Genomic DNA, 24,740 nt, shown 5'->3' with positions numbered 1-24,740 from the left:
GATCAACACAACGGCCTGGTTCGATCAATTGCGAAAGTTCCAGGTCAGCGGCGCGGACACCCCGATGATCCGCGTCACCCCACATCTCGACCCCGGCCCGGGAGCTGACAACCATGGCGGAGATCGTCCTCGATGGCGTTGACAAGATCTACGGCGGCGACGTCAAGGCCGTCGACAACCTGAACCTGAAGATCGAGGACGGCGAGTTCATGGTGCTCGTCGGCCCCTCCGGCTGCGGCAAGTCCACCGCGCTGCGCATGATCGCGGGCCTGGAGGAGATCACGGGCGGCACGCTGGTCATCGGCGACGAGATCGTCAACGACCGCCCGCCCAAGGACCGCGACATCGCGATGGTCTTCCAGAACTACGCGCTCTACCCCCACATGACCGTCGAGCAGAACCTGGCCTTCGGCCTCAAGCTGCGCAAGGTGGCCAAGCCCGAGATCGCGCGCCGCGTCAAGGAGGCGGCCGAGATGCTGGGCCTGGAGACCTACCTCAAGCGCAAGCCGGGCGCCCTCTCCGGCGGTCAGCGCCAGCGTGTGGCCATGGGCCGCGCGATCGTGCGCGAGCCCCGCGCGTTCCTCATGGACGAGCCGCTGTCCAACCTGGACGCCAAGCTGCGCGTGCAGATGCGCGCCTCCCTCAACCAGCTCCACGAGCGCCTGGGCGTCACCACCATCTACGTCACCCACGACCAGATCGAGGCCATGACCCTGGGCGACCGGGTCGCGGTGATGCGCGACGGGCGCCTCCAGCAGGTGGACACCCCCAAGCGCCTGTTCGACGCCCCCGTCAACCTGTTCGTGGCCGGGTTCATCGGCTCCCCCGCGATGAACTTCGTCGACGCCGAGCTGGTCGCCGAGGGCGACGGCGCGGTGCTCACCTTCGCCGAGCACAAGCTGCCGGTCCCGGCGAGCGTCCTGGAGGCGCGCCAGGGCCTGCGCGACTACCTGGGCCGCAGCCTCATCCTGGGCATCCGCCCCTCGGACTTCAACGACGCCGGCCTGGACGGCAACGGCGACCCCCAGATCCAGGTCAAGGCGAGCGTGACCGAGGAGCTGGGCACGGAGATCAACGTGATCTTCACCGTGGACGCCCCGCCGGTGCGCCACGAGGACGCCGCCGCCCTGGCCAAGGACGCCGCGGGCGAGGAGGGCGAGGGCGACGGCCTGCCGCTGGGCGGCAACACCTCGCTGTTCACCGCCCGGGTCAGCCCCCGCAGCAGCGTGCGCCCGGGCCAGCCGGTCAGCCTGTCGGTGGACGTGAGCCAGCTGCACTTCTTCGACCCGCAGAGCGGCCTGGCCATCGGCCACCCCGACAACGTCTGAGCACCTCCCCCCAGCGCCCCGCCGGGCCCTCTCCCCCTCCTCCGGGAGGGGCCCGGCGGGGCGCACCCGTGCGCGGGCCCCCGGGGGCGCGGTGGGACGCACCCGGGCGACCCGCGGGGCAGGTGAGGCGGGCAGGGCAGGTGGGGCAGGCGGTATCGACCACCGTCGCGCACCCGCGGAGACAGGCCCGGCAGGGACGCGGACCGTATCCAGTCCGCACCTGGGCAAACCTTGCTCGGAGGACACACTCGCGCACCTTCGGGCAAGGCATCTGTTTCTTGACCCCCGGATGAGCGCACCCCAACGATTGTGTGGTGTCCAACCGAGCCCCCGGAGCCGCTCTCGTCACCGAGTCCGCGCCCGAGCCCGCCGTCGACGTCCTGCACGGCCGACCCGTGCCCGACCCCTACCGGTGGCTGGAGTCCGCCGACTCCCCCCGGACACTGCGCTGGCTGGAGGAGCGGGGCCGCGAGTACGCGGCCGAGGCGCTCACCTGGCCCCTGCGCGACCGCCTGGCCGGGCTCATCCGCTCCCTGGTGGACACCGACCTGTGGAGCCCGCCGGTGCACCGGCCCGGCGCGGTGTTCGCCACCGTGCGCCCGGCCGGAGGCGAGCACCCCCGCCTCGTGGTCCTGAGCGGGGACGGCCCGCCGCGCACCGTCTACGACCCCGTGGCCGAGGACCCCGCCGGACACACCACCCTGGACGCCTGGGAACCCTCCCCCGACGGGGGGATGGTCGCCGTGCAGACCTCGTCGGGGGGCGTGGAGCGCGGCGCCCTGCGCGTGATCGACGCGGGCAGCGGGGAGCCGGTGGGCCCCGCCGTGCCCGGGGTGCGCTACTCCCACGTGGCCTGGGCGCCCCGGGGCGTCCCCGCCTTCTACTACGTGCGCCGCGACGGCGCCAGGGGCGTGCGCGGCGTGTGGCTGCGCCGGGTGCTCGACGGCACCGAGACGCTGGTCCACGCCTGCACGGCGCCCGGAACCGTGCCCGGGGTGCGCGTCCTGGGGAACCGGTGGCTGCTGGTGTCCGAGAGCCACGGCACCGGGCACCGCACCGACCTGTGGCTGGCCGACCTGGCCGGCCCCGCTGCTCCGGCCGGCCCCGCCGACCCGGATGGCCCGACCGGCCAGGCCGACCTCCCCGAGCGGCCCCCGCTGCGGCCCGTCCAGGTGGGCGAGGAGGCCGAGACCGAGGCCCGGCTGGGCCCGGACGGCCTCCTGTACCTGCGCACCACCCTGGGCGCGCCCTGGCGGCGGATCTGCGCGGTCTCCCCCGAGGAGCCGGGGGTGGGGCACTGGCGCGAGGTGGTGCCCGAGGAGGACGGGGCGACCCTGGACGCCTTCGCGCCCTGCCCCGCCGGGCCCGGGGGCGGCACCGCCCTGTTCGTCGCGCGCACCCGCCTGGGGATCAGCTCCGCGGCCGTCCACGACACCCGCACCGGCGGACTCCTGTACACGGTGGACCTGCCCGGGGAGGGGATGGTCTCCACCCCGGAGGCGGCGCCCGACGGGTCGGTGTACCTGGCGTACGCGGACGTGGCCACCCAGCAGCGGGTCCTGTGCCTGGCACCCGGGGAGCGGACCCCGCGCCCCTGGCCACCCGGCGCCGCCGAGGCCCCGCCCTCCCCTGCCGTGGAGCGCTCGGTGGTCTGGTGCCGCTCCGCGGACGGCACGCGGGTCCCGGTGACCGTGTTCACCGCCGCGGGCCGCGACCACACCGCGCCCGGCACGGGGCTGATCCCCGAGCCGACCCTCCTGCACGCCTACGGCGGCTTCGGGCGCCCGCGCCAGTTCGGGTTCAGCGCGACCGTGCTGGCCTGGCTGCTCTCGGGCGGCCGGTACGCCGTCGCCCACGTGCGCGGCGGCGGGGACGCGGGCCGCGACTGGCACCTGGCCGGTTCGGGCCGCGACAAACCGCGTGCCGTGGAGGACCTGGTGGCCGCGGCGGCGGCCCTGGTCGGGTCGGGGATGTGCACCCGCGAACAGCTGTGCCTGTCGGGCGGCTCGGCGGGCGGGCTGCTCGTCCTGGCCGCCGCGACCGCGCGCCCGGACCTGTGCGGGGCGGTGATCGCCTCCGCGCCGCTGGCGGACATGGCCCGGTTCGAGCGGATGGGCCTGGGCCGGATGTGGACCCGCGAGTTCGGCACCGCCGCCGACCCCGACGACTTCGCCGCCCTGATGTCCTACTCCCCCTACCACCGGGCGCTGGAGGGCGCCGGGGACGGACCGGGACGGCGCTTCCCCAGCGTCCTGCTCACCGGATTCCACGGTGACACCCGCACCGACGCCGCCCACCCGCGCAAGATGTGCGCGGCGCTGCTGGCGGCGGCCGCGCGGGAGGAGGGGCGCCCGCCCGTCCTGCTCCGGTACGAGCGCGACGTGGGCCACGGCCCGCGCGCGGTCAGCCGGGCGGTGGGACTGGCCGCCGACGCGCACGCGTTCGCGGCCCACCGGACGGGGCTGTCGCCGCGCTGAGCGCGGAAGGCGGCCCTGGCAAGAGAAACGGCACACAGAAAGCGAGGTGTGGTGCGTATGGACCCGATCGAGGTCGAGACCGAGGACCTGGCCGAGGTGACCTCCCGCGACATCACTGCGGGTGGCGACAGCGACGGCACCGACTCCAGTTCCGACTTCATCTGATCGCGTCCCGCCCGGCCCGGTCCCCCCGGGTCGGGCGGGGCCCAGCCCCCGTGCACGGAGAGGACGCCCCTCATGACCGATCCCGGCCACCTGTTCACCCGGACCCTGAGCGACGTCGTGGGAAGGGAGGCCCTCACCGAGCGCCTGTCCGAGGAGTTCGTCTTCGCCGACCTGGGCGCGGACGCGGTGCGTTCGCTGCTGACCTTCGACGACCTCAACGACCTGCTGGCCACGTGCTCCCCCGAGCCGCCCAGACTGCGCCTGCACCGGGACGGGTCCCCGGTCCCGGCCGACCGCTACACCGAGGCGGCGACCTCCTCGCGGAGCGCGCGGCGGGTGGTGCGGCCCGAGGCGCTGTACCGGGAGCTGCGGGAGGGGGCGAGCCTGGTCCTGGACAGCGTGGACCGGATGCACCCGCCGGTGGGCGCGGCGGCCGACGACCTCATGCGGCTGGTGCGCGAGCGGGCGCAGGCCAACCTGTACCTGATCTGGGGCGGCTCGCGCGGCTTCGACACCCACTGGGACGACCACGACACGGTGATCGTCCAGGTGGAGGGGACCAAGCACTGGCAGGTGCACGGCCCGGGGTCGCGCCCGTACCCGATGAAGAACGACGTGGACCACGCCCACACTCCGCCGCGCGACGCCGACGGCGAGCTGCACCTGGTGTGGGAGGGCGTGCTGCGGCCGGGCCAGGTCATCCACGTGCCGCGCGGCTGGTGGCACACGGTGACCGGGACCGGCGGGGTGAGCATGCACCTGACCTTCGGCTTCACCCGGGCGACCGGGGTGGAGTGGGCGGACGCGCTGGTGCGGCGGCTGTTCGAGGAGGAGGTGTTCCGCAGGGACCTGCCGCGCTTCGCCGACCCGGACGTGCGGCGCAAGCACCAGGGCGCGCTGGTGGCCCGGATGGCGGAGCTGGCCGAGGAGCTGGACCTGGACGGCTTCCTGGCCGAGCGGGACGCGCGCTTCCCGCGCCGGACCTCGTTCTCGCTGCCGTGGCCGGTGGAGGAGGGTGCACCGCCCGCGCACGCGCGGGTGGAGTTCGTGCCGATCCTGCCGCCGCCGCTGTCGCACGACGGCGAGAGGGTGTCCGTGACGGTGGGCGGGCGCCGGTACCGGTTCCCGGCCGTGGTCGGACCGGTCCTGGAGGCGCTCGCCGAGCACCGGGAGCTGACCGTGGCCGAACTGGCCGAGCGCGCGGGCGCGGAGGTCGAGCGGACGGCGGAGGTCGTGTCCGCGCTGTCGCGGCACCACCTGGTGGTGGTGCGGTAGCCGTCCACAGGCGCGCGAAGGGCCTGGCGGGTCCGGCCCGCGCGCGCCTACCGTGGTAGTAGGGGGGTCCCCACCCCGCCCGCTTCGCGCTGCCCGCGTCCCGCACCGCGTTCGCCGACGGCGGTGGATCCAGCGCTGCCCGCTCCCGGCCGGCCGGAGCCCGGCGCCCCGGGCGGCCTCCGCCAAGGGCGGTCCGCACCCGTCCGCCCCCAGCGGCCGGGGCACCGCTCAGGGGAGGCGCGCCAGCACGTGGGCGTCCAGGAAGCCCCGCTCGGAGGCCGGGTCGTGGAGCAGCCGGGCGAACACCACCAGCCCGGCCCCGGTCAGCAGCTCGACGAACCGGTCCACCGGCCAGCTGTAGGCGGGCGCCACCCTGTGGTCGAAGCGGACCGGCTCCGGTCCGTCGGTCGCGAAGAACGAGGCCAGGAGCAGGCCCCCCGGCGCCAGGACGCGCACCTGCTCGGCGAGCAGCGCGGGCAGCTCCCCGGGCGGGGTGTGGATCATCGAGTAGTGGGCCAGCACGCCGCCGAGCGCACCGTCCCCGACCGGCAGGGCCTCCATCCGCGCCTCGTCGAACCGCAGCGCCGGACGGGCCCGCCGGGCGTGCTCGACCATGCCCGGGGAGAGGTCGAACCCGCGGGCGTCCAGCCCCAGGTCGCACAGCATGGCCGTCAGGTGCCCGGGCCCGCAGCCGACGTCGGCCGCCCGCGGGTTCCCCGTCGCGCGCACCAGCTCGGCGAAGGTGCCGATCATGTTGCGCGAGAACGGCTGCGTCTCCAGCCGGTCGGCGAACATCGACGCGTACAGCTCCACGACCCCGTCGTAGCCCGCCCTGGTCTGTTCCTGGTGTTCCGTCACGGCACAGGAAGCTAGCACCCGCGCGCGTTCGCCGCCCCCTCGCCCCGGCGGCCTGGGCCGCCGCTCCCCCGTGCCCGGGGCCCTTCGACTCCCGGGGCGGTTCGGTTCGGGACAGCCGGGACGGGGTGGACGCCGACGCTCATTTCCCCGCGCCCGCGGGGCCTTCCGGCTTCCCCCGCGCGCGATGGCGCTCCACGTACACCTCGATGCCGTCCAGGATCCGGCGGATGGAGAAGTCCAGGTCCTCGGCGGGCCCGCCCGCGTCCTCCCGCGGGGCGTCCGGGGGCTCCTCCAGGACCCCCGCCCGGAGCAGCCGGTCGATGGTGGGGAACCCCTCCGCGGTGACGACCCGGCGCAGCCCCCTGCTGTAGTCGCGCCCGGTGTCGGCCATCGTGCCGCCCGCCGCCCGGGCCGCGCGGCTGATGTCCAGCTCGATGCGGATCGTCTCGCGCAGGACGGCGGACAGCATCGTCAGCATCTGGAGCGACCAGCCGAGGTCCAGGCCCGACCGGGAGATCTCGCGCAGCCCCGACTCCATCCAGCGCAACCCGTTGGGTCCGCTGGGCGGCCCGTTCAGGGAGAGGTAGACCGCCCACGGGTGGCGGCGGTACATCGCGATCAACCTGCGGACCCACTCCTCCACGCCGCTCCGCCAGTCCCCGTCCTCGTACGGCGGGGGCGGATCGCCGTCCATGGCCGCGTCGCTCATGAGGACGAGCATGTCCTCCTTGCTGTCCACGTACCGGTACAGCGACATCGTGGTGTAGCCCAGCTCCTTGGCCACCCGCTGCATGGACACGGCCTCCAGGCCCTCGGCGTCGGCGAGGGCGACCGCCGCCGCGACCACCGACTCCCGGCTGAGCCTGGGCTTGGGCCCCCTCCGCGGTTCGGGCTGGCGCAGCCCCCACAGGAGCTCGACCTCCCGCTCCATCCGGTTCGTCCCCCGCTGCTCGGCCGTCATACCCCACCCGTCGTCGACTGCGTCGTTGACACCATCCTAGATCTGTGTATTGCTTACACTAATACATGTACGACACAAACAGTTTATGGAGCACACTGTCATGTCCCACACGACCCCGGCCATCAGCGCCGAGGGGTTGCATAAGAGCTACGGCGCCACCCGCGCCCTGGATGGCCTCGACCTGACGGTCCGGGCCGGAACCGTCTTCGGCCTGCTCGGCCCCAACGGCGCCGGTAAGACCACCGCCGTGCGCGTCCTGACCACCCTGCTGCGCCCCGACTCCGGGTACGCCCGCGTCGCCGGGTACGACGTGCTCACCCAGGCCGACCGCGTTCGCGCCGAGATCGGCCTGACCGGTCAGTACGCCTCGGTCGACGAACTCCTCACCGGGCGCGAGAACCTCCTCATGTTCGGCCGCCTGTACGGCCTCACCCCCCGGAGCGCCGGCGAGCGCGCCCGTGCCCTGCTGGAGCGCTTCGACCTCGTCGGGGCCGCCGACCGCCGCGCCGACGGCTACTCCGGCGGGATGCGCCGCCGCCTGGACCTGGCCGTCAGCCTCATCCAGGAGCCCAGCGTCCTGTTCCTGGACGAGCCCACCACCGGGCTGGACCCCCGCAGCCGCCTCCAGGTCTGGGAGTCGGTGCGCGCCCTGACCGCCTCCGGAACGACCGTGCTGCTCACCACCCAGTACCTGGAGGAGGCCGACCAGCTCGCCGACGCCGTCGCCGTCATCGACCACGGCCGCGTCATCGCCGAGGGCACCCCCGACTCCCTCAAGTCGCAGGTGGGCGGCGACCGCCTGGACGTGGTGGTGCGCGACCCCGCCGACCTGGACGCCGCCGCGCGGCTCCTGGGCGCGGCCGTGTCCGCCCGGGCCAGCGTGCACCGCGACGAGCAGCGCGTCAGCGTTCCGGCCGAGGACCGCATGGAGGCGCTGACCCGGGCCGTGCGCGCCCTGGACGGCTCCGGCCTGCGGGTGGAGGACGTCGGCGTCCGCCGCCCGAGCCTGGACGAGGTCTTCCTCGGCCTGACCGGAACGGCCACCACCGGCGACGAAGGCGCCCACCGCGCCCCCGAGGAGGTGTCCCGATGACCGCCGCCAGCGCTCCCTCGGCCGCTCCGCGCCCGCTGACCCGCGGGAGCCTGCCGCCCCGCCGGCTCACCCGTGCCCAGCGCCTGCGCAAGGCGGGCGCCGACACCCTGGTGCTGACCCGCCGCAACTTCCGGCACATGGTCCGCGACCCCTTCGAACCGGCCATCGCGATCACCATGCCGGTGGTGGTGGTGCTCCTGTTCGGCTACGTGTTCGGCGACGTGATGGCGCCCCCGGGCACGGAGAACTACCGTGAGTTCCTGGTCCCGGCGATGCTGGCGATGGTCATGCTCTACGGCATCGGCGGCACCGCCTCCGGGATCGCCCGCGACACCGCCCGCGACGTGATGAGCCGCTTCCGGTCCATGCCCATGTCCCCCGCGGCCCTGCTCGGCGCCCGCGCCCTGGCGGACATGGCGCGCGCCTGCCTGGAGGTGGCCCTGCTGCTCCTGGTCGGGTTCGCGATGGGCTGGCGTGCCGAGGAGGGGGTCTCCGGAGCCCTGGCCGCCGTCGGCGTGCTGCTGCTCTTCCGGCTGGCCCTGGTGTGGCTCGGGGTGCTGCTGGGTCTGGTGCTGCCCACGGCCGACTCCGTGAGCATGGTCGTCTACCCGCTGACGTTCCCGCTCAGCATGCTCTCGACGAGCTTCGTCCCGTCCGAGGCCATGCCCTCCTGGCTGGCCCCGGTCGCCGAGTGGAACCCGCTGTCGGCGGTGGTCACCGCCACCCGCGACCTGTTCGGCAACCCCTCCCTGCCCTCGGACGCCTGGCCCGCGGAGAACGCGCTGCTCGTGGCCGTGGCCCTGCCGGTGGCCGTCATGCTCCTGGTCACCCCCCTGGCCGTGCGCCGCTTCCGGCGGCTCAGCCGCTGACCCGAACGTCCTGGTCCGGCCGCGACGGCCCCGGCCCGACGGCCCGGGCGCTCCGGCCAACGCCTTCCTGTCCTGGATCGTGCCGCCGCTGCCGGTGGAGTGGTGGCTCCAGTACCGCCGCCCGCGCGGGCGGCGTCCGCGCCCCATGGTCCGCACCCTCCACAGGGGCCCTTCCCACGCTCCGACCGCGGGAAGGGCTCCTTCCGTGTGCCCGCCTCGGTCGGCGCCTCCGGCGGGACCCCGGCCCCTCCCCGGGCCCGCGGCGTGTACGACCGACCCAGATCCGCGACCGGTCCGGGCCCGTGCCCGGTTCGGCCGCGCCCGGGCGGTGTGCTCGGTCCCGGGCGGCCGCGTTCGGCACCGTCCCCGCGGTCCCCGCGTGGGGTTGGAGGGACGCGTGAGTCTGTCTCTGCCGCCCCTTCAGACACCCACGTCACACCACAGACCCAGCGGAAACGGCGTCGGTGACCTACGCCACCCCCGGCCCGCATCCGGAGAAAACCGTCCGGACCTGCATCTTCTGCCCGCGTTTCGGTTAGGGGATAATCCGATGATCATTGCGGCACACACGTTCGTTAGGGTAGCCTCACTTAAGAGGCGCAGATGTACTCATCCACCGAAGGTCACTGCACTCACACGACCCCCGGACATGACGACATCGTGCGACGAAGGGCAGGTTCAGCGGTGACACCAGACCCGCTCGACGCGTTCCGCGACGCCTGCGCGCCGCTGAAGTTCGCGCCCCTGCCCGACCTGCTCTCCTTCGAGGAGCTCTCCGCCGTTCCCCGCGGCCGCGTACGCTGGCACCAGGCGGGCGCCATGGCCGAGGACGGCTGGCTGCCGGTCCTGTACGACCGCCTCCGCAGCGAGCACGGCCCCGGCCACCGCCTCCCCGCCGCCACGAACTTCCTGCGGGTGACCCTGCGCGAGCCCATCTTCCTGGTCTCGGCCTCGCTGTACCTGACCGGGCGCGCCCCGCTGCTGAGCCCGGACACCCTCTACCTGCCCTGGGACTCCGGGCTGGCGCGCTTCGGCACGCCCGCCTCGGTCGGCACGCGGACGGCGGTCCTGCCGGACGACCCCGCCGTCGGCCACCCCGACACCGTGGTCGCCGAGGACGAGGACGCCCAGCTGCGGATGGCCGCCGAGGCCCTGTTCGCCACGTTCGAGCCGATCATCGACGCCCTGCACGGGCACACGCGCTCGGGCAAGCGCACGCTGTGGGGCTGGGTGCTCGACACCCTGCACTTCTACATGCTCAACCCGGCCCGCTACCTGGGCCGCGACCCCGAACAGGCCTGGGAGCTGGCCACCCGCCTGGGCGACGCGGTGGTCGCGGCGGGCGCGGTGACCCGCAGGCGTCCGCGCCTGTTCCCGTTCGCCCCCGACCACCCCCGTGGGACCTGGGCGGTGCGGGGCACCTGCTGCTTCGACTACAAGGGCGACCCGGAGCACGGGTACTGCACCACGTGCCCGCTCAAGTGCGACGGCGAGCGCCAGCAGGACCTGTCGGAGTGGCTGCGCGACCCGGCGCTGGCCCCCTGAGCCCTCCTCCGCGCCTTCGTGCGGCGCAGCCGGTCAGCTGACCGGCACCTCCACCGGTTCGCCGAAGAACGGGGAGAAGACCACCGTCTCGGGGTCCACGTCGCCCTCCACCGTGATGACCCCCGAGACGCTCTGCCCGGGGGCGAGCGTGCGCGCACCGATCTCGTCGGCGTCCATGCCGACGGCCTCGGATGTGCTGTGCTGGCCGCCCCGGGCGTCCACGACCCGGAAGTAGAGCGGATTGACCTCGATGTCCTCCTGGCCGGTGTTCGTGACCGACACGTCCACGCTGGTGTAGTCGCCCTCGGTGTAGAGCGGTCCGGGGTCGAAGTCGGCGGGTGAGGCGGTGAGCTCGACCCGGGGCCCGGCCGCCTCGCCGCCCTCCTGCCGGGGCTCGGTCTCCTGCGCCGGGGTCTGCCTGTGGGCCGCCGCGAACAGGACGACGGTCGTGCACCCGGCGATGACGAACATCAGCAGCAGCAGGACGCCGCAGCCGATGCCGAGGATCTTTCCCCACGGGGTGGGGCTGGTCTCCGGGGGCCCGTAGCCGCCCTGGGGCGGGTACCCCTGGCCCGCGCCGGGCTCCGGCCCGTAACCGTAGGCCTGCCCGTAACCACCGGTCTGTCCCGGCGCGTACCCCGGCCCCTGGCCCGAGGGGTAGCCGCCCGCCGCGGCGTAGCCCGGCCCCTGGCCGGAGCTGAAGCCGCCCGGAGGCCCGCCGGGGGGCTGGCCGCCCGCGCCGGGCGCGGGCCCGTCCGACTCCCCGTATCCGGGGGCGTAGCCCGCGTGTTCGTATCCGGCCTGGCCGGGACCGTTGGGTCCCTCGGAGAGCTCGCCGGTCACCGGTTCGGGCGGCGCGCCCGTCGGGTGCCCGCCCGGGGGGACGTCTGCGGGGGCGCGCCCGGCCGGGGGTTCCCCGTAGGCGTGGGCCCCCGTGGAGGGAGGGCTCTCGTGGCGGCCGCGCGGGGGCCGACCCTCTCCGTGCGGCGCGAGCGGGTCCCGGGGACCTCCGTCGGCTCCGGCAGGAGGCTGCGCGTCCTGGGGGCCGCGCGGGGACCCGCCTTCTCCGCTTCTCGCGGGCTGGCCCTCCCCGGGCGGCGTCTCCCGGTGGGGGAAGCGGTGCGGCGGCTCCCCCGGCGGCTGCGGCCCGCCCTCGATCGGGTCACCGGCGTCGCCGGGACGCCACTCCTCCGGCGGACGGTGGTTCACCGGGTCCGGGCGCTGTCCCGACTGCTCCGGCGGCACACCCTCGGACTCCCGATCGGACACTGAGAACACCCCTCATGTCAGCGCGGTCCGCCCGCCGGCCCACCGCCGTCGGGCGCCTCACGCCTGCACGGTAACCGCGGGGGCGGGCCCGTGTGTGGAGGTCACGGGGCGTTTTCGGTAAGGCCCGGGCAAAGGGCGCACGACAGGGGCCGCGGAGTCCGGTCACCGCGCTCGGCGGCGACAGGCCGACCAGCGGTCAGCGCGCTTCCCCGGCCCGCTCCGGCCGGTCCGCCCGGGCCAGCCGGGCGCGTACGGCGAGCACGAACACCGGCACGGTGAACACGGCCGCGAACAGGTTGAGGCCGCCGAAGCCCGCCTGGGCCAGTACCACACCCGACAGGGCCCCCGCCGCCGCGCCGCCCAGGTTCATCACCAGGTCGCTCACGCCCTGCACGCGGGGGCGCACGTCCGCCGCCAGGGACTCCGCCAGCAGCGCCGTCCCGGACACCAGCCCGAACGACCACCCCAGCCCCAGCAGCACCAGCCCGACCGTCACCCTGGCCTCGTCGTGCCCGGCCGTGCCCGCCACCACCGCGGCGGCGACCAGGATCCCCTGACCGGCCAGCAGCACGGGCACCCGTCCGAACCGGTCGGTGAGCCACCCCACCACCGGCGACAGGGCGTACATGCCGGCGATGTGCAGGGAGATGGTCAGGCCGATCACGGTCAGCGCCGCGCCGTGGTGGGACATGTGCACGGGTGTCATGGTCATGACCGCGACCATCACCGTGTGGCTGGCCACGATGCCGACCACCGCGAGCAGCGCCCCCGGGCTGGCCGCGACCACCCGCAGCGCCCCGGCCACGGACAGCCGGGCTCCGGAGGGGGCCGCGCCGCCGGAGGGGCGGTCCGCGGTGGCCGCGCGCAGCGGGTCCGGGCGCAGCAGGGCGAAGATCAGCAGTCCGCCCAGGACGAACCCGGTGGTGGTGAACAGCACCGGGCCCAGCAGGGCGGGCAGGCCGAACAGGTCGGCCACGCGCGCACCGGGGCCGGTGAGGTTGGGGCCCGCCACCGAACCGACGGTGGTCGCCCAGACCACGATCGACAGGTCCCGGCCGCGGCTGCGCTCGGAGGCCAGGTCGGCGGCGGCGTGGCGCGCCTGGAGGTTGGTGGCGGTCCCGGCGCCGACCAGGACCATGCCAACGAGGAAGAGCGCGAACGCCTCCAGTACCGTGGCGGCGATGACGACGGTGCCGCCGAGCGCGCCGAGCGTCCAGCCCAGCGCGAGGCCGGGTCGGCGGCCGCGCCGGGCGGCCAGCGAGGCCAGGGGCAGGGCGAACACGGCGGCGCCCAGGGTGATCATGGTGGTGGCCATGCCGGACCAGGTGTCGGAGCCGGTGAGTTCGAGGGCGATGAGCGCGCCCACCGCGATCATCGCGCCCATGCCCACGCCCCCGACCACCTGGGCGAGCATGAGGACCAGGACGGTGCGCCGCTGGAGCCGGGCCCGTTCGGGCTCGGTGAGGGCGTCCCCTGGCTGAGCGGTGGGTGTCGACACGCGTGCGTCCTCTGTTCGGTCCTACCAACGGAGGAATCCTAGTCAGAAGCGTGTTATGTCCGCCATGTCGTAAATAACGCCCCTGACGGGCGCCGCTCAGTGACGCCCGTAGCGCCACCGCAGGTAGTCGTGCTCGCGCTCGACGTAGCGCATCTCCGAGTACAGGGTGTGCGGGTCGCGAGCGCTGATGACGACGCCGCCCGCGGGGATCACCGGCCAGCACGCGAACGCCCAGAAACAGCGGGTGTAGGGACCCCACAGGACCACCCACGCACCCTGCTTCTGCCACTCGATGTGTTCGGCGATCCGGCGCTGTTCCTGCTCCCCAGTCCTGTCCATGCCGATGGAGGACATACCCGGCACGGGCAAGGGTGATCAGGCCGGAACCGGCCACGGCACCAGTGACCTGCGACCCTTGCCGAACACGGGATTCGGTCTCCCGCTTCGGAGGTTTCGGCCGCACGAAAGCGGATCCGGGAGCCGGGCGGGCGCCGCACGCCCGCCCCGGGGAAGCGTCCGGCCTGCGCGGGCACCGCCCCCGTACGGCGACGGTGGCCGCGCCGACGCGGGGGGCGTCGGCGCGGCCACCGTGGGGAGTCCGGCGGGCGGGGCCGGGTCCGGCGCTCCGGGTCGGGGAGAACCGGATTCAGCGGCCCGGGTCAGCGCCCGGAGACCAGCGCGCTGCCCGGCACCGGCTCGGCCGGGTCCTCGCCCAGGGAGATGATCCTGTTGTCGCGGTCCACGTGCACGATGTGCTGGACGTGCTCGGCCCGCTCGGCCTCGGTGAGCTGGGCGTAGGAGATGATGATGACCAGGTCGCCCGGGCTGACCAGCCGGGCGGCGGCGCCGTTGATGCCGATGACGCCGGTACCGCGTTCGCCGGTGATCGCGTAGGTGACCAGCCGGGCGCCGTTGTCGATGTCGACGATGTGGACCTGCTCGCCGTCGACGATATCGGCGGCGTCCATCAGGTCGGCGTCGATCGTGACCGACCCGACGTAGTGCAGGTCGGCCTGCGTGACCGTGGCGCGGTGGATCTTGCCGTTGATGAGGGTGCGCAGCACTGCTCAAGCCTCGTTTCAGGTGTCTTGCGAACTACAGGCCCAGGGGTCCCGTGTCTCTCCATGATGACCCCCTCCGGGTGCCGCTCCGGCCACCGGGGTCCGCCATCGCGTCCAACACCGCCCGCGACCGGGGTGTTCCGCGTGTGGCGTGCGCCACCCGGGCGCCTTCCTCGGTCCGCGCGCCCCCGATCCCCCTCCAGTGGGGGAAGGCGTCTGCGGCGTTCCCGCTCACCGGCCGGGGTCGCTGGGGCACAATGGGACCGCGCGTGCCCGGACCTCCCTGAGCCCCCGGGCGTTTGCCGCGCGCGGCGCCCCGCCCCCGCGCCGGGAACGCCGCGGACGGTGTCGGGACGAGGGGGTTGGTAGCGGTGGACCACAACGGCGGTCGGCCCACGGCGGACCCGGTGCGCCGGGCCACCATGCGCGACGTCGCGGCCCTGTCCGGGGTGAGCGTCAAGACGGTCTCGCGCGTGGTCAACGACGTCTCCACCGTCTCCGAGGAACTGCGCGACCGCGTCATGCGGGCCGTCGCGCAGCTGGACTTCCGGCCGAACCTGGCCGCCTCCAGCCTGCGCCGCACCGACGGCGCCACCCGCCAGATCGCCCTGCTGCTGGAGAACGTGGCCAACCCCTTCTCCGCCACGCTGAACCGGGCGGTGGAGAACGTGGCCCGCGAGCACGGCACCCTGGTCCTGTCCGGGAGCCTGGACGAGGACCCCCGGCGCGAACTGGAGCTGGTGCGGGCGGCCACCCTGCACCGGGTGGACGGCATCCTGCTGGTCCCGGCCGCGCCCGACCACGCCTACCTGCACCGCGAGATCCGCACCGGCACCCCGGTGGTGTTCGCCGACCGCCCGCCGCGCGGCCTGGACGCCGACGCGGTCATGGCCGCCAACGCCGAGGGGGCCCGCGAGGCGGTGCTGCACCTGGCCGACCACGGGCACACAGAGATCGCCTTCCTGGGCCACGAGCACGGGATCAGCACGGCGGGCGAGCGCCTGGCCGGCTACCGGACCGCCCTGGCCGAGCGGGGCCTGCCCGAGCGCCCCGGGCGCGTGGTGTGCGGCCTGGGCGGCTCCGCCTCGGCGGCGCGGGCGGCCGGTGCGCTGCTGGACTCCGCGCACCCGCCCACGGCCCTGTTCACCGCCCAGAACCTGGTGACCATCGGCGCCATCCAGGCCCTCCAGGAACGCGGCCTGCACGAGCGCGTCGCGGTGGTGGGCTTCGACGACTTCCCCATGGCCGACCTGCTCACGCCCCGGGTGACCGTGATCGCCCAGGACGTGATGGGCATCGGCGCCCTGGCGGTGCGGCGGCTCTTCGCACGCATCGCGGGCGACGACGGCCCGCCCCGCGAGGAGCGGGTGCCCACCGCGCTCGTCGTGCGCGGGTCCGGGGAGATCCCCCCGCCGGACCCGCGTTGACGGCCCTCCCGGGCCCGTGCTCCGGTCCGGGAGGCGCGGACCCGCACGTGCCCGGCGCGGCGACCGGACGGGTCCGCCGGGGCGACCCCGCTCCCGGAAACACCGCCGACGGCCCGCCGCGCCGCCAGGGACGAGGCCGCCGCGGGCCGGAACCCCCGCGTCGCACCGGCGACGGTTGCGGCCGGTGGGTCAGGTGAACGAGGAGTAGGCCACCACCCCGCGCCGCACCAGGTCACCGGCCTTGCGCGCGGTGGTGCGCACCTCGGCGTCGCCGCTGGCCCCGGCGATCTGGCCGAGCATGTCCACCAGCATCTTGGCGGTGCGCACGAAGTCACCGGCGGGCATGTCGGCCTGGCGCAGGATGGCGTCCAGCCGGTCGCCGCCCGCCCACCGGTGCGCCGTCCACACGAAGCCCAGGTCGGGCTGGCGCAGGAACGACACCCGGTGCCGGGACTCGACCTCGGACAGCTCACCCCACAGGCGCACCATCTCCGCGAGCGTCTCGTCCACCCGCCCGCCGGGCAGGCGCGGGTAGGCGTCGTCGCCCCGGCGCGCCTCGTAGACCAGCGAGGCGGCGCAGGCGGCCAGCTCGACCGGGGTCAGCCCCTTCCACAGGCCGCGGCGCAGGCACTCGGCCACGAGCAGGTCCAGTTCGGAGTAGACCTTGGCCAGCCGCGACCCGTCGTCGGAGACGCTGTCGTCCTCCAGGTACCCCAGGTCGTCCAGCACCCCGCACACGCGGTCGAAGGTGCGGGAGATGACGTGCGAGCGCCCCTCCACCCGGCGGCGCAGGCCGTCGGTCTCCCGGCGCAGGCGGAAGTAGCGCTCAGCCCAGCGGGCGTGGTCCTCGCGGTCGGCGCACCCGTGGCAGGGGTGCTGGCGCATCTCCCCGCGCAGGCGCAGCACCTCGGAGTCCTCCCCCGCGTCACGCGAGCCCCGCTCGTAGACCGGGTCGGTGCCGCGCTCCTTGAGCTTGTTGCGCAGCGTGGAGGCCAGGTCCTGGCGCGAGCGCGGCGACTTGGCCGAGAACGACTTGGGCACGCGGATGCGCCCGGAGGGGTGCACCGGAACGGTGAAGTCGCTGGCGTTGACCCGCTTGACCTGCTTGTCCACGGTGAGCACCAGGGGCGCGGGCAGGTCGTGGCGCAGCCCCGGGTCCAGCACGACCGCGTGTCCGGAGTAGCGGCCCGAGGGGATGCGGATGATGTCGCCGGTGCGCAGCTTCTCCAGGCTCTCCAGGGCCTCGTCGCGGCGCCGGGCCGAACGGTTCTTGGAGAGCATGGACTCGCGGTCGCTCAGGGCTCGGCGCAGCGCGGCGTACTCCATGAAGTCACCCAGGTGGCACTCGGCCGCCTGGGCGTAGCCCTCCAGGGCCTCCTCGCTCTTGCGCAGCTGTTTGACCAGGCCCACGACGGCGCGGTCGGCCTGGAACTGGGCGAAGGACGCCTCCAGCATGTTGCGGCTGCGCTGGCGGCCGACCTGGCCGACCAGGTTCACCGCCATGTTGTAGGAGGGCTGGAAGCTGGAGTTGAGGGGGTAGGTGCGGGTGCCCGCGAGGCTGGCCACCGACTCGGGGTCGGTCCCGGCCTGCCACACGACCACCGCGTGGCCCTCCACGTCGATGCCGCGCCGCCCGGCGCGTCCGGTGAGCTGCGTGTACTCGCCGGGGGTGAGCTGGGCGTGGGTCTCGCCGTTCCACTTGTCGAGCTTTTCGATGACCACCGTGCGCGCGGGCATGTTGATGCCCAGGGCCAGGGTCTCGGTGGCGAACACCGCGCGGATGAGGCCGCGCGAGAACAGGTGCTCGACGATCTCCTTGAAGGTGGGCAGCATCCCGGCGTGGTGGGAGGAGATGCCCGCCTCCAGGGCGCGCAGCCACTGCTCGAAGCCGAGCACGGCCAGGTCGGCGGGCGGGATGTCGGCGCACCGCGTCTCGGCGTACTCGCGGATCTCGTCGGCCTCCTCCGAGGTGGTGAGCACCAGCCCGGCCGCCAGGCACTGGCGGACGGCGTCGTCGCACCCCGCCCGGCTGAAGATGAAGGTGATCGCGGGCAGCAGGCCGTCGTCGTCCAGCTCCTCGATGATGGTGGGCCGCGAGGGCGGCGCGAACCGCGAGCGCGGCCGCACGTTGCCGCGGGCCCGCGACTGCGGGTGGCGGCGCCGGTTGGCGAGCTGGGTGACGCGCGAGTCCTCCTCGGCGAACCGGGTCAGCCGGGGGTTGATCCGCAGCTTCTGCCCGCCGACCTCGATCTCGCGGGGCTGCCAGCCCTGGCGGCGGCGCTCGCGCCTGCGCTTCTTGGCGCGACCGGTGGAGCCCTCCCGCTCCTCCCCCTCCTCGGACCCGGGGCCGGCGTCCTCCTCCATGTCCACGAACAGGTCGTGGACGCGGTTGCCGACCATCACGTGCTGCCACAGCGGCACGGGCCGCTTCTCGTCCACGATGACGGTGGTGTCGCCGCGCACCTGCTGGAGCCACTCGCCGAACTCCTCGGCGTTGCTGACGGTGGCCGAGAGGGCGACCATGCGCACCGACTCGGGCAGGTGGATGATCACCTCCTCCCAGACCGCGCCGCGGAAGCGGTCGGCGAGGTAGTGCACCTCGTCCATCACCACGTAGGCCAGTCCGCCGAGGGTGGCCGAGCCCTCGTAGAGCATGTTGCGCAGCACCTCGGTGGTCATGACCACCACGGGCGCCTCGCCGTTGACGCTGTTGTCACCGGTCAGCAGGCCGACCTGGTCGGCGCCGTAGCGCTTGACGAGGTCGTTGTACTTCTGGTTGGACAGCGCCTTGATGGGCGTGGTGTAGAAGCACTTGGTGCCCTCGCCCAGGGCCAGGTGTACGGCGAACTCGCCGACCACGGTCTTGCCGGAGCCGGTCGGCGCGGCCACCAGCACCCCGTGGCCGTTCTCCAGCGCCTTGCAGGCCCGGATCTGGAAGGGGTCGAACTCGAACCCGTAGAGGCCCTGGAAGGCCTCGATGGCGGCGCTGGAGGACCCCTGGCGCCGACGGAAGGCGGCGTACCGCTCAGCGTGACTACTCATATGGCCTCCAGCCTATGAGGTCAGCTCCAACATCTCGACCGCTTTGGGGGCCACCTCGCAGACCAGGGGCGGTTCGCCGACGCGTTCACCGTCGGCGTAGGCGACGCCCGCCGCGCCGCGGACGGTGACGGTGCGCCCGCGTTCGACCACCACCTCGTCGAGGCCGGTGTGGCTGCCGTTGAAGACGCGGGGGAACACGCTCAGGAAGCGGCCGATCGGGGCCCGGCGGACGAAGACCACGTCGAGGAGGCCGTCGTCGGGGACGGCGTCGGGGCACACCCGCATGCCGCCGCCGTAGGCGCTGGTGTTGCCGACCGCGACGAGCATCCCGGGTTCGGCGATGCGGCGCCCGTCCACCTCGATGTCGTAGTCGATGGGGTGGAAGGAGCGCAGCTCGGCCAGGATCCCGGCCACGTACCCCGCGCGGCCGATCCGGTGGCGGAACCCGTTGACGCGCTCGTTGACCCGGGCGTCGAAGCCGCAGGCCAGGACGCTGAGGTAGTAGCGCTGCGTACCGTCGGCCAGGGTCAGGCGCACGGCGTCGGCGGGGCGGGTGCGCCCCCGCAGGACCGCCTCGGCCACGTCCCTGGCCGACCCTCTCGGGCGGCCGAAGGCCCGGGCGATGTCGTTGCCGGTCCCGGTGGGGACCACGGCCAGGGGGACCCCGGTGCCCACCACCGCTTGAAGGGCCTGGTGGACGAGCCCGTCCCCGCCCACGGCCACGAGCGCGTCGGGCCGGTCGGAGGCGGCCAGGCGGGCCATGCGGCGGCTGTCGGCGGCCGAGCGGCCGGTGTAGACGTGCACTCTGGCTCCCGCCTCGCGCAGCGCCTCCTTGAGGCGTACCGCGACGACGGCCGCGCGGCGCCGCCCGGAGTTGGGGTTGACCAGGAGGGCGATGTGTGGGGGCATGGGAGTCCTAGCGGGAACGGGGGCGCGGGGTGCGCCGGAGCGCGCCGTGCCCGGTGCGCTCGTCTCCCGTCGGCCACGGGGGCGGGAACGGCGCGCGGCGGTGTGGCTGCGGGCTTCCCGGCCCGGACCGCGGGCCCGGCCGGGGTGCCCGTTCGGTCACACTACCCACACCGGTCCCGCCGCCGCACCAGTCGGCCACCAGGTTTCTGAGGACCCCGTGCGGCGCCCCGCCGCTCCCGCCAAAGGCCCCGGATTTCGGTCGTGCCGGATCGCGCACCCGCGCACCTCCCCAAGGAAGGGCCCGTCCCCGGGCCCGCGAGGCGGCCTCAGTTCCCGGCGGTGCGGGGCCGCGCGGTGCCGTACTCCTCGGCGGTCATGATCCTGCCCTCCAGCGCCGGCTGCGCGGTCGGCTGCTGGGGCTGGGGCTGCGCGGCGGCCCGCTCCGGCTCGGCGGGCCGCGCGCCGTCGGCGTCGTCGTGCATGCCCTTGGTCTCGGCCTTGAGGATGCGGGCGCTGCGGCCCAGGGAGCGCGCCAGGTCCGGGAGCTTCTTGGCTCCGAACAGCAGCAGCGCGATGACCAGGAGGATCAGGATCTCACGTGCCCCGAAACCCATCGTTCTCACTTCCTTCTTCCGCGGCGTGCCCCGTGGCACGGCCTCCTCGGCTCGGGCACCCGGTCCCCCGGGTCCACGGCCGCTCAACCCAACGATGAACCACGCGTGCGGCGCTGGTCATCCGGGGGGCTGGAAACGGTACCCCGTGCCGGGCTCGGTGATGAGGAACCGCGGCGCCCTGGGGTCGGGTTCGAGCTTCTTGCGCAGCTGGGAGACGTACAGGCGCAGGTAACCGGTGTCGGTGACGTGCTCGGACCCCCACACGTCCGCCAGCAGGCCCTGGCGCGTGACGAGCTTCCCGGCGCGGCGTATGAGGATCTCCAGGAAGCGTCACTCGGCGGGGGTCAGCCGCACGCCCTCCATCCCCGAGCCGCTCTCGCGGGTCACGGTCCTGGCCGACAGGTCCACGGTCAGCTCCCCCAGCCTGACGAGCGGTTCGGCGTCGACGCCCGCGCCGCAGCGGGCGAGGGCCAGGGCCAGGAGCAGGGCCAGAGCCAGGGCCAGGGCCAGGGCCAGGGCCCGCGCCCAACGACCTACGCCCCGCAGATTAATAAGGATAAATAATTGAGGGGCAGGGAGGGGCCGCCCACAGGTCTCTCCCCTACGCCATTCCTATCGGGGGTTGCTGGCGGCAACGAAAGCGCGCCAGCTGCCGCGAAGTGGAATGGTCTTCGGCAAGCGGCTGGTGCTGGGTGGGGGGTGCAGGTGGCCGACGAACAGCCGCACCAAAGGCGGGAGCGACCACCGGAGGGCGACCAACGCCCGGGGGTGTAGGGGTGGTCGGGCTCTGCGACGTCGGCACCAACGGCAAGCGGACCCTCCAGCCTCGGGCACCGACCCCGGCCCCTGGGGTTGGGGCGGCTGGCGGTGACACCAACGGCGAGTTCCCGTTCTGGACGCTCGTTTTCGGACACCTTTTGAGTCCACCTTAATTGTGGCCATTCAATCAAGAGCTGCCCCCGGAAAGAAAGGCGTCGAATTCGGGGTTGTGAATAGTGGAGAAAGGGCGGGTGCTGGCCTATAATAAGAAGTATGGAGATGATGATCGCAGCGCCCAAGGCGGCCCCCGGGGAATGTTCCCCGGCCGTGGCCGCGCTGGCCGGTGCGCGCGAGATCATCCACCAGGCGTTGAACGCCGAGGTGCCGCCCGGGGCGGACGAGAGTGCGGCTGAGGAGGTCGCGGCGCTGTGGGCGCAGCTGGACCTGCTCCGCTACCAGGCGCTCGCGCGGATGGCGCGCCTGTACGCACGCGGCGAGGTAGCCCGCTACAGCGGCTATTCCACGCTGGACAAGTGGATCACCCATCGGTGCAAGATCCCTACCGCTCAGGCCAAGGATTTGGCCCGTCTGGCCCAACACGTGCACGAGGAGACTCTGCCTGCCACGGTGGAAGCGGTGGAGGAGGGCGCTTTGGCCTTGGGTGAGGCGGTGGCGATCGCCAAGGCCACTGACAAGGCCGTCCAGACCCGCGATGAGCAGCATTTTCCCGATCAGGTGGAGTACCGGCAGGGGTTCGAAGCGGCGCTGGTGGCGGCGAAGACGGAGCGGCCCGCGTTGTCGGTCAACCAGCTCCAGTCGGTGGCCCGCCAGGTCGCTTACCGTTTGGATCCGCACCGCCTGGACCGTGACCACGAGGCTGCTCACGCCGCCCGTGGACTAACGCTCCATGACACGTTCCAGGGCAGCTACCAGTTGCAGGCCTGGGGAGGCAGCGGGGATGCGTTGATCGTGCGCGCGGCCATCGACACCTTCACCACCCCGCCCGGGGAGGGTGACACCCGGTCTCGGTCCCAGCGTGAGCATGACGCGCTCATCGCGGCGCTGCGTTTTGCCACCACCCACACTGGATGTACCAACACTCCGGCCCCGTTGGCGCAGATCCGCATCGTGGTGCCTGTGCAGACCTACCTGGACGCCGAAGGTCAGGAGGTTCCGGCGTTGGACGAGCACGGTCGGGTGATTCCGGTCGGGCTGGTCCACGAACTTGCTGGGGATTCCGAGGTGGTGCGGATGCTCACCGCACCGCCCACCGGACAGGTCCTGGACGTGGGCCACAGCCGCCGCCTGGCCTCAGCCCGCCAGCGCACCGCTGCGTTCCACGGGCACAGCACCTGCGCCCACCCGGGCGGATGCGAAGTACCGGTCGCCCTCTGCCAAGCCGACCACGTCACCTCCTTCTCCCGGGGCGGGCGCACGGTGGTGGCCAATCTGCAACCGTTGTGCGGGCCGCACAACCGGGCCAAGTACCAACGCGAACTCCGCACACACCACCACCCAGGACGGGACCGGGACCACCCGCCCGGCAGGGACCCGGATCCACCACCGCGCACATGACCCCCGGGCCGCGCCGAACCCCGGCATGCCCGCACCCAGCAGGCGGCCCGGGCCCCGCGCCCACCGTCGTCGCTGCCACCGTCGCCCACCCCCGCCCCAGGGGCCCGGACCGCTGCCCGGAGCCCGACAGTCCCGCTGCCTTTGGTGCCACCGCAGCAGAGCCCAGCCGCCCCCGAACCCCGACCGTTGGTCGCCCTCCCACGCCACTTCGCGGCAGCTGGTGACGCCACCTCCCGCCACCACCAGCAGGTGGAGCGTTGAGCGGAGCCCCCGGACACCCGCCGCCTTTGGTGCCAACGCAGCAGAGCCCAGCCGCCCCCGAACCCCGACCGTTGGTCGCCCTCCCAGGCCACTTCGCGGCAGCTGGTGCCACCGCAGGAACGGCCAACCACGCGCGCACAGCAAGCGTTGACCGCCTGTCTCATTCCCGCGATCGCTCCAGCACAGCCAAGGAAGACGGGGAAGGAGAAGGAGAAGGAGCGGCACCGTCGTCAGCGCCTCCGTCGGCACCCGCGCACCCCCTGGCCGCTTCCGGCCAAGGGATACGGCAGCGAGGCGGCACTGCGGCGGGGCAGCCGTGTTGCGGCCCGCCCCAAACGACATCCACCGGGCCACAGCCGCTCAGCCCCGCCACGGGCCTGCCACAGCCCGGCCACGGTGCGACCCACCGTGGACCTGCGGGGCCCACCCGTTCCACCAGAGCCGTTACCGGGCACCGTTCGCACACTCCCGGCCACACTGTGCACGGGCGCGTTTGCGGACGCCCCCAAAGCCCTCCCCCGGAATCCGGTCCCGCCCGACGCGGAACCGGCGCGCACCGCGTCCGCGTTGGGCGGGCGACACCAGCGCACCGGCCATCCGCGCGCCGCGGCGCACACGACGCCTCCCGGAAGGAAACCATGGTCTTCAAACGCCTGCTCGCCGTCTTCGGTGACGACGGACCCACCGTCGACACCGTCCTGCCGCACCCCCACACCCGCCCCGGGGACCTGTTGGAGGGCAGTGTCGAGCTCACGGGCGGCGGAAGCCGCACCGACATCGCCGAGATCGTCCTCGTGCTGGTCGCCCGGACCGAGGACGAGGAGGGGGAGGCCACCGGCGGCGCGGAGTGGACCCGCGTCCCCGTGGCGGCGGGCGTGAGCCTGGACGCCGGGGAGCACCTGTCGATCCCCTTCAGCCATCCGGTTCCGTGGCAGGCACCCCTCACCGAGGCCGGGGGCTCGCCGCTGCCCGGCGTCCTGGCGGGGCTGCGCACCGAGGTGATCGTCGACGGGGACGCAGACAAGGGCGACCTCGACCGCGTCCACGTCCACCCGCTGCCGGTCCAGGAGCGCGTGCTGGAGGCGATGCTGCGGCTGGGGGCCGTGTTCGCCGGGGTTCGGGTGGAGGGCGGGCCGCCGCTCGGCCCCCACGAGGAGGCCGCGTTCCTCCAGACCCTGGTGTTCCACCCCGCCGAGCACCACGCGCACGAGGCGGGTGAGGTGGAGGTCCTCTTCGCCGCCGACCCGGCGGGCGTCGCGGTGGGCTTCGCCTTCGACCGCCACGCCGAGGGGTTCGCGGAGGGCGGCGCCCCCAGCTGGTTCCGGGCCGAACACTCCGACGCCGACCACACCGACTGGACGCGGGCGGTGGACGAGTGGATCGGGCAGGCGCTGTACCGGCGCCGCGGGTTCTCCGGGCACGAGGGGGAGTACGGGGAGCAGGAGGGCGGCGGCGTGCTCGGCGCCGTCGGCGGGGTCGCGCTCGGTGTCGCGGGCGGCCTCGCGGCGGGCTACGTCGCGGCCGAGGTCGTGGACGAGATCGGCGACGCGTTCGAGGGCGGGGAGGAGCCCGAGGAGGCGGAAGAGGAGGAGTAGCAGCCGGAGAGGAACCGGAGGAGGGGCGAACCTCCGGGGCGCAGGCCGCCGGGCGGGGAACCGCTCCGGGCCCGGCCCCGGCTCCGGGTCCCGCTCAGGCCAGGCGCCCGCCCCGTTCCGCGCGCGCCGGGCGCCGCCGTGCTGGCGGAGCCCGGCGCG

Annotated in this window: 19 protein-coding genes; 9 read left to right on the top strand and 10 right to left on the bottom strand. The window is 74.0% G+C overall.

Translation table 11 applies throughout. From position 1 onward, the window contains the following. Positions 1 to 113 precede the first annotated feature (113 nt). The 3 genes from EV372_RS22000 (at position 114) to EV372_RS21990 (ending at position 5,245) form a co-directional block, all read left to right on the top strand. On the top strand, positions 114 to 1,328 hold the full coding sequence (locus EV372_RS22000; RefSeq protein WP_130397560.1) for an ABC transporter ATP-binding protein: 1,215 nt from the start codon (positions 114 to 116) through the stop codon (positions 1,326 to 1,328). A 311-nt stretch (positions 1,329 to 1,639) separates the two neighbouring features. Next, positions 1,640 to 3,805: a prolyl oligopeptidase family serine peptidase gene (locus EV372_RS21995; protein WP_130397559.1), complete on the top strand. Its 2,166-nt coding sequence runs from the start codon at positions 1,640 to 1,642 to the stop codon at positions 3,803 to 3,805. Positions 3,806 to 4,042: 237 nt separating this feature from the next. After that, positions 4,043 to 5,245: a JmjC domain-containing protein gene (locus EV372_RS21990; RefSeq protein ID WP_130397558.1), complete on the top strand. Its 1,203-nt coding sequence runs from the start codon at positions 4,043 to 4,045 to the stop codon at positions 5,243 to 5,245. 228 nt (positions 5,246 to 5,473) lie between these two features. On the opposite strand, the gene EV372_RS21985 is transcribed toward EV372_RS21990, so the two are convergent. After that, on the bottom strand, positions 5,474 to 6,103 hold the full coding sequence (locus tag EV372_RS21985; protein WP_130397557.1) for a class I SAM-dependent methyltransferase: 630 nt from the start codon (positions 6,101 to 6,103) through the stop codon (positions 5,474 to 5,476). A gap of 139 nt (positions 6,104 to 6,242) precedes the next feature. Further along, positions 6,243 to 7,064 carry a TetR family transcriptional regulator gene (locus EV372_RS21980; protein ID WP_130397556.1) on the bottom strand — a complete coding sequence of 274 codons (822 nt, stop codon included), beginning with the start codon at positions 7,062 to 7,064 and terminating at the stop codon, positions 6,243 to 6,245. Between the two features lie 100 nt (positions 7,065 to 7,164). On the opposite strand from EV372_RS21980, the gene EV372_RS21975 reads away from it, so the two are divergent. From EV372_RS21975 to EV372_RS21965, 3 genes are all read left to right on the top strand, one after another. Then, a complete protein-coding gene (locus EV372_RS21975) occupies positions 7,165 to 8,157 on the top strand; it encodes an ATP-binding cassette domain-containing protein (RefSeq protein ID WP_130397555.1) in 993 nt (330 codons plus the stop codon). Next, positions 8,154 to 9,026 carry an ABC transporter permease gene (locus tag EV372_RS21970; protein WP_130397554.1) on the top strand — a complete coding sequence of 291 codons (873 nt, stop codon included), beginning with the start codon at positions 8,154 to 8,156 and terminating at the stop codon, positions 9,024 to 9,026. Before EV372_RS21975 ends, EV372_RS21970 begins: the two co-directional genes overlap by 4 nt. 684 nt (positions 9,027 to 9,710) lie before the next feature. Beyond that, positions 9,711 to 10,571: a (2Fe-2S)-binding protein gene (locus EV372_RS21965; protein ID WP_130397553.1), complete on the top strand. Its 861-nt coding sequence runs from the start codon at positions 9,711 to 9,713 to the stop codon at positions 10,569 to 10,571. Positions 10,572 to 10,604: 33 nt separating this feature from the next. Here EV372_RS21965 and EV372_RS21960 read toward each other — a convergent pair whose 3' ends face one another. The 4 genes from EV372_RS21960 to panD all read right to left on the bottom strand — a co-directional run bounded on the left by EV372_RS21960 (position 10,605) and on the right by panD (position 14,402). Further along, entirely contained in the window at positions 10,605 to 11,414 is an 810-nt protein-coding gene (locus tag EV372_RS21960; protein ID WP_130397552.1) for a DUF4352 domain-containing protein, read from the bottom strand. A gap of 622 nt (positions 11,415 to 12,036) precedes the next feature. Beyond that, a complete protein-coding gene (locus EV372_RS21950) occupies positions 12,037 to 13,338 on the bottom strand; it encodes an MFS transporter (protein WP_130397551.1) in 1,302 nt (433 codons plus the stop codon). Between the two features lie 96 nt (positions 13,339 to 13,434). Beyond that, the gene (locus EV372_RS21945; protein ID WP_013152556.1) at positions 13,435 to 13,692 is read right to left on the bottom strand and encodes a hypothetical protein; all 258 of its coding nucleotides are present in this window, start codon (positions 13,690 to 13,692) and stop codon (positions 13,435 to 13,437) included. Positions 13,693 to 13,997: 305 nt separating this feature from the next. Then, positions 13,998 to 14,402: an aspartate 1-decarboxylase gene (gene panD / locus EV372_RS21940; RefSeq protein ID WP_013152555.1), complete on the bottom strand. Its 405-nt coding sequence runs from the start codon at positions 14,400 to 14,402 to the stop codon at positions 13,998 to 14,000. A gap of 419 nt (positions 14,403 to 14,821) precedes the next feature. Here panD and EV372_RS21935 point away from each other — a divergent pair, with 419 nt between their 5' ends. Beyond that, positions 14,822 to 15,826 carry a LacI family DNA-binding transcriptional regulator gene (locus EV372_RS21935; protein ID WP_486484135.1) on the top strand — a complete coding sequence of 335 codons (1,005 nt, stop codon included), beginning with the start codon at positions 14,822 to 14,824 and terminating at the stop codon, positions 15,824 to 15,826. 189 nt (positions 15,827 to 16,015) lie between these two features. On the opposite strand, the gene EV372_RS21930 is transcribed toward EV372_RS21935, so the two are convergent. From EV372_RS21930 to EV372_RS29520, 4 genes are all read right to left on the bottom strand, one after another. Further along, complete coding sequence (locus EV372_RS21930; protein WP_130397549.1) at positions 16,016 to 18,868, bottom strand: DEAD/DEAH box helicase; 2,853 nt, start codon at positions 18,866 to 18,868, stop codon at positions 16,016 to 16,018. 12 nt (positions 18,869 to 18,880) lie between these two features. Continuing rightward, entirely contained in the window at positions 18,881 to 19,777 is an 897-nt protein-coding gene (locus EV372_RS21925) for a YegS/Rv2252/BmrU family lipid kinase (protein ID WP_130397548.1), read from the bottom strand. A 326-nt stretch (positions 19,778 to 20,103) separates the two neighbouring features. Continuing rightward, positions 20,104 to 20,391: a Sec-independent protein translocase subunit TatA gene (tatA, locus tag EV372_RS21920; RefSeq protein ID WP_130397547.1), complete on the bottom strand. Its 288-nt coding sequence runs from the start codon at positions 20,389 to 20,391 to the stop codon at positions 20,104 to 20,106. 117 nt (positions 20,392 to 20,508) lie between these two features. After that, positions 20,509 to 20,703, bottom strand: a complete 195-nt coding sequence (locus EV372_RS29520) for a winged helix-turn-helix domain-containing protein (RefSeq protein WP_486484134.1) — start codon at positions 20,701 to 20,703, stop codon at positions 20,509 to 20,511. A gap of 729 nt (positions 20,704 to 21,432) precedes the next feature. On the opposite strand from EV372_RS29520, the gene EV372_RS21910 reads away from it, so the two are divergent. Together EV372_RS21910 and EV372_RS21905 are read left to right on the top strand one after the other, a co-directional pair. Then, on the top strand, positions 21,433 to 22,725 hold the full coding sequence (locus EV372_RS21910) for an HNH endonuclease signature motif containing protein (protein WP_130399045.1): 1,293 nt from the start codon (positions 21,433 to 21,435) through the stop codon (positions 22,723 to 22,725). A gap of 899 nt (positions 22,726 to 23,624) precedes the next feature. Then, entirely contained in the window at positions 23,625 to 24,581 is a 957-nt protein-coding gene (locus EV372_RS21905; RefSeq protein ID WP_130397546.1) for a sporulation protein, read from the top strand. Positions 24,582 to 24,740: the final 159 nt, after the last annotated feature.

Source organism: Nocardiopsis sp. CNZ308 (assembly GCF_004217075.1).
Note: the sequence above shows the minus strand (reverse complement) of the source record. Positions and strands in the feature narration are given on the sequence as shown.